Source organism: Streptomyces sp. SID11385, assembly GCF_010548245.1.
In the GTDB taxonomy this organism is placed as follows: Bacteria; Actinomycetota; Actinomycetes; order Streptomycetales; family Streptomycetaceae; genus Streptomyces.
In genome coordinates, this window is record NZ_JAAGLR010000222.1 from 1 (window position 1) to 6,297 (window position 6,297).

Here is a 6,297-nt window from a genome sequence, read left to right on the forward strand (position 1 = left end):
AGCCCCTCAGCCCGCTGCGAGCCGCTCCCGTACCACCGCGTCCGGGCCTGCCAGGAACACCGGCGTGCCCGCGCCGCCGAGGTCGGCGACCGCCGCGAGGTCCTCGGCCGGAAGGGACGCGGCGGCCGTCACCACCGCCGCCGCCTCCAGCGACTGAGCGCCGCTCGCGACCGCCATCGCGACCGCCGTGCGCAGCGCGCTCAGCGCGAGGCTCGGCAGGGCGACGCTCCCCGCCACGTACGTACGCCCCGTCTCGTCCCGTACCGCCGCGCCCTCCGGCACCTGGTTACGGGCCCGGGCCGAACGGGCCAGCGTGATGATCTTGGCGTCCTCGGCGTCCAGCGCGCTGCTCTCACTCATGGCGCCGAGCATACGGAGCCGGGCGCGCCCCCCGCCCCCGCCCCCGCGAGGACCCGCTCCAGCGCCGCCTTCGTCCCCGTCCCCGGCACCGGCATGTGCAGCACGATCATCAGATCAGGGCGGGCCGGGACCTGGAGCGTCGTCGCCTCCATCTGGAGCCGCCCCGCGCGCGGGTGGTGCAGTTCCTTGCGCATCTGACCGCCGGGGCACACGTCCCCGCGGCTCCACAGCGCGTCGAACTCCGCGCTCGCCCGCCGCGCCTCCTCGATGACGTACGTGAAACCCGGGTCCCCCGGCCGCTCCGCGCACAGCGCGCGGAACTGCGCGACGACGAGCGGCGCGACCTGCTCCCAGCTGACCGCGCGGGAGCGGTAGACCGGATCGGTGAAGAAGGCGATGAGGCAGTTGTACGGGAGTCCGGGGTGCATCCCGAGCACCTCGGTGGCGGCCTCGTTGGCCATCACGAGGTTCCAGTACGTGTCCATGATGTGCGCCGGGTACGGGGACCAGTGGTCGATGAGGCGGCCCAGGCCCTCGCACATGTGGAGGTCGCCGGGGGCGACTTCGAGGGCGGGCGGGTTGAGCCCGGCGAGGCGGTAGAGATGGCGGCGCTCGGCGCTCGACAGGCGCAGCACCCCGGCGACCGCGTCGAGCACCTGCGGCGAGACGGAGATGTCCCTGCCCTGTTCGAGCCACTGGTACCACGAGGGACCGACCCCGGCGAGCACCGCGACCTCGCTCGGCTTCACGCTCGGCATGGTCGGCGGCGGCACGCTCACCGACCTGCTCGGGTGGCGCTCCACGATGGGCCTGCTCACGCTCTTCGCCGTCGTCGTCCTGCCGCTCGCCCCGGGGCTGCTCACCGAGTCCCGCGTCCCGGCCCGCGCCCGCCTCGGCATCCGGGGCGCGCTCACCGTCACCGGGGGCCTGCTCGCCCTGATCTACGCGCTGTCCACCGCCGCCGAGCAGGGCTTCGGCCGCCCCGACGTGCTCGTGGCGCTCCCGCTCGGTCTCGTGCTCCTCGCGCTCTTCGTCCGCGTCGAGTCCCGTACCGCGCACCCGCTCGTCTCGCTGCGGATGCTGCGCAGGCCCACGGTGGCCTTCGGCAATCTGGGCGGGCTCGTGACCTTCTCGATGATGAGCACGATCGTCTTCGCCCTCACGCTGTGGTTCCAGGAGGTCCAGCACCTGTCGGCCTTCCGCACCGGGCTCGCCTTCGGGGTGCAGGGCGTGCTCTCGGTCCTGGCGGGTCTCGTCGCGGGCCGGGCCGTGAGCCGCTTCGGTGCGCGGCGCGTCCTCGTCGGCTCGCTGTTCCTCCAGGGCCTGCTGACGCTGACCCTGCTCGGCCTCGGCTCGGGCACCGCCTCGGTGTGGCTCGCGACGGGAGCGGTCGCCGTGGCGAGCGCCGGGCACCTCGGCGCGATCGTCTCGTACGGGGTGACGGCGACCTCGGGCGTGCCGGACGCGGAACAGGGGCTCGCCACGGGTCTCGTCACGAGCACGCAGCAGGTCGGCCTCACGATCGGCGTGCCGCTCCTCGGCGTCCTCGCCACGACGACGGCGGGCGGCCTCGCCTCCGGTGTCCGCCTCGTGGTCCTGATCGACGCGTGCGTCGTCCTGGCGGCGGGAGCACTCATCGCGGTGGGTCTGCGGTCCCGGCGGTACTGAGAGGCGGTACGGGCACGGGGCGGCGCCCTTCGTGGGAGCCGCCCCGTACCCGTACCGCAACGCACGTCACGGCCGGTCCAGTTTCAGCCTCTCCGCCCTCGGCAGCTTCGCCACCACCAGGTCGTAGGAGTCCTCCACCATCTCCCGCACCCGCGCGGCGGGCAGTTCGCCCACCGTCACCGTGTTCCAGTGCCGCTTGTTGAGGTGCCACCCGGGCACGACGACGTCCGGGTGGGCCTCGCGCAGCCGCACCGCCTCCTCGGGCTCGCACTTGAGGGAGACCGTGAGCGGTTCGGCGCCGAGGTCGGTGAGGGCGAAGACCTTCCCGTTGACCTTGAAGACCGAGGTCTCCGGATTGAACGGGAACTCCTCGGCCGCCGCGTTGAAGGACAGGCACAGCGCGCGCAGCGCCGCCGGTTTCATCCCGCGTTCTCCTTGCTCAGCACGTCTTCCGTACGGGACGGGGCGCCCTCGCCGACCGGCTCCACGAGCACCGTGACGATCTTGTTGCGGCGCCCGGCCGAGGACTCCGCCGTCAGGCGCAGCTCACGCCCGTCGGGGAGCGCGACGACGGCCGAGGACTCCGCGATGGGCACGCGGCCGAGCGCCTTGGCGAGGAGCCCGCCGACGGTCTCGACGTCCTCGTCGTCGTACTCCTCGATGCCGTACAGCTCCCCGAGGTCGTCCGTGCCGAGGCGCGCGGTGACGCGGTGGCGGCCTTCGCCGAGGTCTTCCACGGGTGGCAGTTCGCGGTCGTACTCGTCGGTGATCTCGCCGACGATCTCCTCCAGGATGTCCTCGATCGTGACAATCCCCGCCGTGCCGCCGTACTCGTCGATGACGACGGCGACGTGGCTGCGTTCCTGCTGCATCTCGCGCAGCAGGTCGCCCGCGTTCTTCGTGTCGGGCACGAAGGTCGCCGGGCGCATCGCGGTCGAGACCAGCTCGGACTCGGCGTCCCGGCTGATGTGCGTCTTGCGGGCGAGGTCCTTGAGGTAGACGATCCCGACGACGTCGTCCTCGCTCTCGCCCGTGACCGGTATGCGCGAGAAGCCGGAGCGCAGCGCGAGCGTGAGCGCCTGCCGGATCGTCTTGAACCGCTCGATCGACACGAGGTCGGTCCGGGGCACCATGACCTCGCGCACGAGGGTGTCGCCCAGTTCGAAGACCGAGTGCACCATGCGGCGCTCCTCGTCCTCGATGAGCGACTCCTTCTCGGCGAGGTCCACGAGCGCCCGCAGTTCGGCCTCGGAGGCGAAGGGCCCGCGCCGGAAGCCCTTGCCCGGCGTGAGCGCGTTGCCGATGAGGATGAGCAGCGGGGGCACGGGGCCCATGACCTTGGCGAGCGGGACGAGGACGTAGCTCGCGGCGGTCGCGGTGTTCAGCGGGTGCTGACGGCCGATGGTGCGCGGCGAGACGCCGACCGCGACGTAGCTGACGAGGACCATCACGGCGATGGCGACGAGCAGCGCGGACCACGTCTCGTCGAACGCCTTGAGGCAGGCGTAGGTGACGAGCGCGGCCGCCGCCATCTCGCAGGCGACCCGGACGAGCAGGGCCACGTTGAGGTAGCGGGTGGGGTCGGCGGCGACCTGGGCGAGGCGCGCGCTGCCCCGCCGCCCGGACCGCACGGCCTCCTCGGCGCGGAAGCTGGAGACGCGGGCGAGCCCGGCCTCGGCGCAGGCGGCGAGCCAGGCCACGATGACGAGCGCGACGGCGCCGCTGATCAGCTGGTAGCTCACGCGAGGCCCCCCGGGAGGGCCGGTTTTCGGCGGTTCATGACACCGTCGGGGCCGGTGAGGGCCCGGTGAGCCCGCGCTCCCCGCGCCAGCCGTCCACGATGGCCTGCTGGAGGCCGAACATCTCGGCCTTCTCGTCGGGCTCCTCGTGGTCGTAGCCGAGCAGGTGGAGCACTCCGTGGACGGTGAGGAGCTGGAGCTCCTCGTCCATGGAGTGCTCCGTGGGGGCCTCGCGGCCCTGGCGCTCGGCGACCTCGGGGCACAGCACGATGTCGCCGAGCAGCCCCTGCGGGGGCTCCTCGTCCTCCTTCGCCGGGGGACGCAGCTCGTCCATCGGGAAGGACATGACATCGGTGGGCCCGGGCAGGTCCATCCACTGCATGTGGAGCTGTTCCATCGCGGGGCCGTCCACGAGGATCACGGAGAGCTCCGAGAGCGGGTGGATGCGCATACGGCCGAGGGCGTAGCGGGCGATGTCGAGGATGGCTTCCTCGTCGGCCTCGGTGCCGGACTCGTTGTTGACGTCGATCGACATGGTGCTGGTCCGGTCTACTTCCCGTTTCCGTCATGGCCGCCCCGCGCGCGCCCGCCATGACGGCGGCCCTGGTCCTGCTCGCGCTCGTGGGCATGGTCGTACTTCTCGTAGGCGTCGACGATCCGGCCCACGAGTTTGTGCCGGACGACGTCCTGCGAGCTGAGCCGCGAGAACGACACGTCGTCCACGCCCTCCAGGATCTCCTGCACCTGCCGCAGCCCGCTCTTCGTCCCGCCGGGCAGGTCGACCTGCGTGACGTCACCGGTGATGACGATCTTGGACTCGAAGCCGAGGCGGGTGAGGAACATCTTCATCTGCTCGGGATTCGTGTTCTGCGCCTCGTCGAGAATGATGAAGGCGTCATTGAGGGTGCGACCCCTCATATAAGCCAGCGGCGCGACCTCGATCGTTCCGGCCGCCATGAGGCGCGGGATGGAGTCGGGGTCGAGCATGTCGTGCAGGGCGTCGTACAGGGGGCGCAGGTAGGGGTCGATCTTCTCGTAGAGCGTGCCGGGCAGGAAGCCGAGGCGTTCGCCGGCCTCGACGGCCGGGCGGGTCAGGATGATGCGGCTGACCTGCTTCGACTGGAGGGCCTGCACGGCCTTGGCCATCGCCAGGTACGTCTTGCCGGTACCGGCGGGGCCGATGCCGAAGACGATGGTGTGCTTGTCGATGGCGTCGACGTAGCGCTTCTGGTTGAGCGTCTTGGGGCGGATGGTGCGCCCGCGCGAGGAGAGGATGTTCTGGGTCAGCACCTCGGCGGGGTGCTCCTCGCCGCCTGGCTCGCCCGCGCCGCTCGCGCGGAGCATCGCGATGGAACGCTCGACGGCGTCCTCGGTCATCGGCTGCCCCGTGCGCAGCACGAGGAGGATTTCGTCGAAGAGGCGCTGGAGGAGGGCGATGTCGTCGGCGGGTCCCTGAGCGCTGATCTCGTTGCCCCGGACGTGGATGTCCGTGCCGGGGAAGGCGCTCTCGATGACGCGGAGCAGCGAATCGCCCGAGCCGAGGACCGTCACCATGGGGTGCTTCGCCGGGACGGTGATGCGAGCGGTGGCCCGCTCGGGGCTGTGGGCTGTGGGTGTCTGAGTCATGGGCCGGCACTGTGGCCTGCGCATACCTCCTGTGTCAGGTCCTCGCCGGTCGAAAACCTCTTGGGACCAAGCCTACGACCCGTGAGCGGCCGGATCGCAGGGCTTTTCGCACGGAACCGCGAAACCATCCGGGGGACGGAGGCGGAAGCCCGGGAGCCGTCCGCCGGGAGGCGGAGCCGTCCCCCGCGCGCGGGACCCGTCCCGTACGACGCGGGACCGTCCCGTATGACGTGAGGCGGACCCGTACGACGCCGCGCCGCCCCGTACCGCCACCGCGCCCCCTCAGCCCCGTCCCCCCGCCCGGAACCCGATCGTCGGCACCGCTCTGCGCCGTGGCCACGGGGCCGTCGTCGTCGCGCCGGGCAGGAGCGCGTCCAGGAAGGCGTAGCGGCGCAGCGCCGCCGGGTCCTGGTCGTCGTACGCCTGGACGTGGCGCCACCACGTGGCGACCTCCGCCCAGCCGGGCGCCGAGAGCGAGCCGCCGAACTCCTGCACGGAGAGCGCGGCGGTCAGGCCCGCGAAGGCCAGCCGGTCGGCGAGCGGCCAGCCGGCGAGGCTGCCGGTGAGGAAACCGGCGACGAACACGTCCCCGGCGCCTGTCGGGTCGAGCGCGGGGACGCGGATCGCGGGGACCTCGGCGCTCTCGCCCGTGCGCCCGTCGACCGCGTAAGCGCCCTCGGTGCCGAGCGTGACGACGGCGAGGGGGACGTGCCGGGCGAGCGCGTGCGCGGCCTCGCGCGGGCACTCGGTGCGCGTGTAGCGCATCGCCTCCTCGGCGTTCGGCAGGAACGCCTCGCAGTGGCCGAGGTCGCCGAGCGCCGCGAGGTCCCAGCGCCCCGACTCGTCCCAGCCGACGTCGGCGAAGACCCGGGTGCCGCGCGCGGCGGCGTGCGCGATCCACGGC

The 6,297-nt window shown here is 72.4% G+C and carries 7 protein-coding genes and 1 pseudogene; 1 reads left to right on the forward strand and 7 read right to left on the reverse strand.

The window, feature by feature from the left end:
- Window positions 1-6: 6 nt before the first annotated feature.
- Both G3I42_RS06830 and G3I42_RS06835 read right to left on the reverse strand, forming a co-directional pair.
- Complete coding sequence (locus G3I42_RS06830; RefSeq protein ID WP_164283340.1) at window positions 7-360, reverse strand: cytidine deaminase; 354 nt, start codon at window positions 358-360, stop codon at window positions 7-9.
- On the reverse strand, window positions 357-1,109 hold the full coding sequence (locus G3I42_RS06835) for a helix-turn-helix transcriptional regulator (RefSeq protein ID WP_343244473.1): 753 nt from the start codon (window positions 1,107-1,109) through the stop codon (window positions 357-359). The genes G3I42_RS06830 and G3I42_RS06835 overlap by 4 nt, the downstream gene beginning before the upstream one ends.
- Between G3I42_RS06835 and G3I42_RS06840 the strand changes: the two are divergent.
- A pseudogene (locus tag G3I42_RS06840) lies at window positions 1,027-2,028 on the forward strand (MFS transporter); the annotation flags it as partial. The gene G3I42_RS06835 and the pseudogene G3I42_RS06840 sit on opposite strands and share 83 nt — an antisense overlap.
- Before the next feature lie 66 nt (window positions 2,029-2,094).
- Here G3I42_RS06840 and G3I42_RS06845 read toward each other — a convergent pair.
- From G3I42_RS06845 to G3I42_RS06865, 5 genes are all read right to left on the reverse strand, one after another.
- A complete protein-coding gene (locus tag G3I42_RS06845; protein WP_164283342.1) occupies window positions 2,095-2,451 on the reverse strand; it encodes an MmcQ/YjbR family DNA-binding protein in 357 nt (118 codons plus the stop codon).
- On the reverse strand, window positions 2,448-3,770 hold the full coding sequence (locus G3I42_RS06850; protein ID WP_164283344.1) for a hemolysin family protein: 1,323 nt from the start codon (window positions 3,768-3,770) through the stop codon (window positions 2,448-2,450). The genes G3I42_RS06845 and G3I42_RS06850 overlap by 4 nt, the downstream gene beginning before the upstream one ends.
- A 34-nt stretch (window positions 3,771-3,804) precedes the next feature.
- Window positions 3,805-4,302, reverse strand: coding sequence for an rRNA maturation RNase YbeY (ybeY, locus tag G3I42_RS06855; protein WP_164283346.1), 498 nt, complete (start codon window positions 4,300-4,302; stop codon window positions 3,805-3,807).
- 14 nt (window positions 4,303-4,316) lie between these two features.
- Window positions 4,317-5,393: a PhoH family protein gene (locus G3I42_RS06860; RefSeq protein ID WP_164283348.1), complete on the reverse strand. Its 1,077-nt coding sequence runs from the start codon at window positions 5,391-5,393 to the stop codon at window positions 4,317-4,319.
- Between the two features lie 282 nt (window positions 5,394-5,675).
- Window positions 5,676-6,297 (reverse strand): PfkB family carbohydrate kinase (locus G3I42_RS06865; protein WP_239096306.1); only part of this gene is annotated, 622 nt, incomplete at its 5' end.

Coding starts and splice junctions, on each gene's coding strand:
- G3I42_RS06845 (WP_164283342.1), bottom strand. CDS start 2,451: ATGAAACCGGCGGCGCTGCGCGCGCTGTGCCTGTCCTTCAACGCGGCG.
- G3I42_RS06860 (WP_164283348.1), bottom strand. CDS start 5,393: ATGACTCAGACACCCACAGCCCACAGCCCCGAGCGGGCCACCGCTCGC.
- ybeY (WP_164283346.1), bottom strand. CDS start 4,302: ATGTCGATCGACGTCAACAACGAGTCCGGCACCGAGGCCGACGAGGAA.
- G3I42_RS06830 (WP_164283340.1), bottom strand. CDS start 360: ATGAGTGAGAGCAGCGCGCTGGACGCCGAGGACGCCAAGATCATCACG.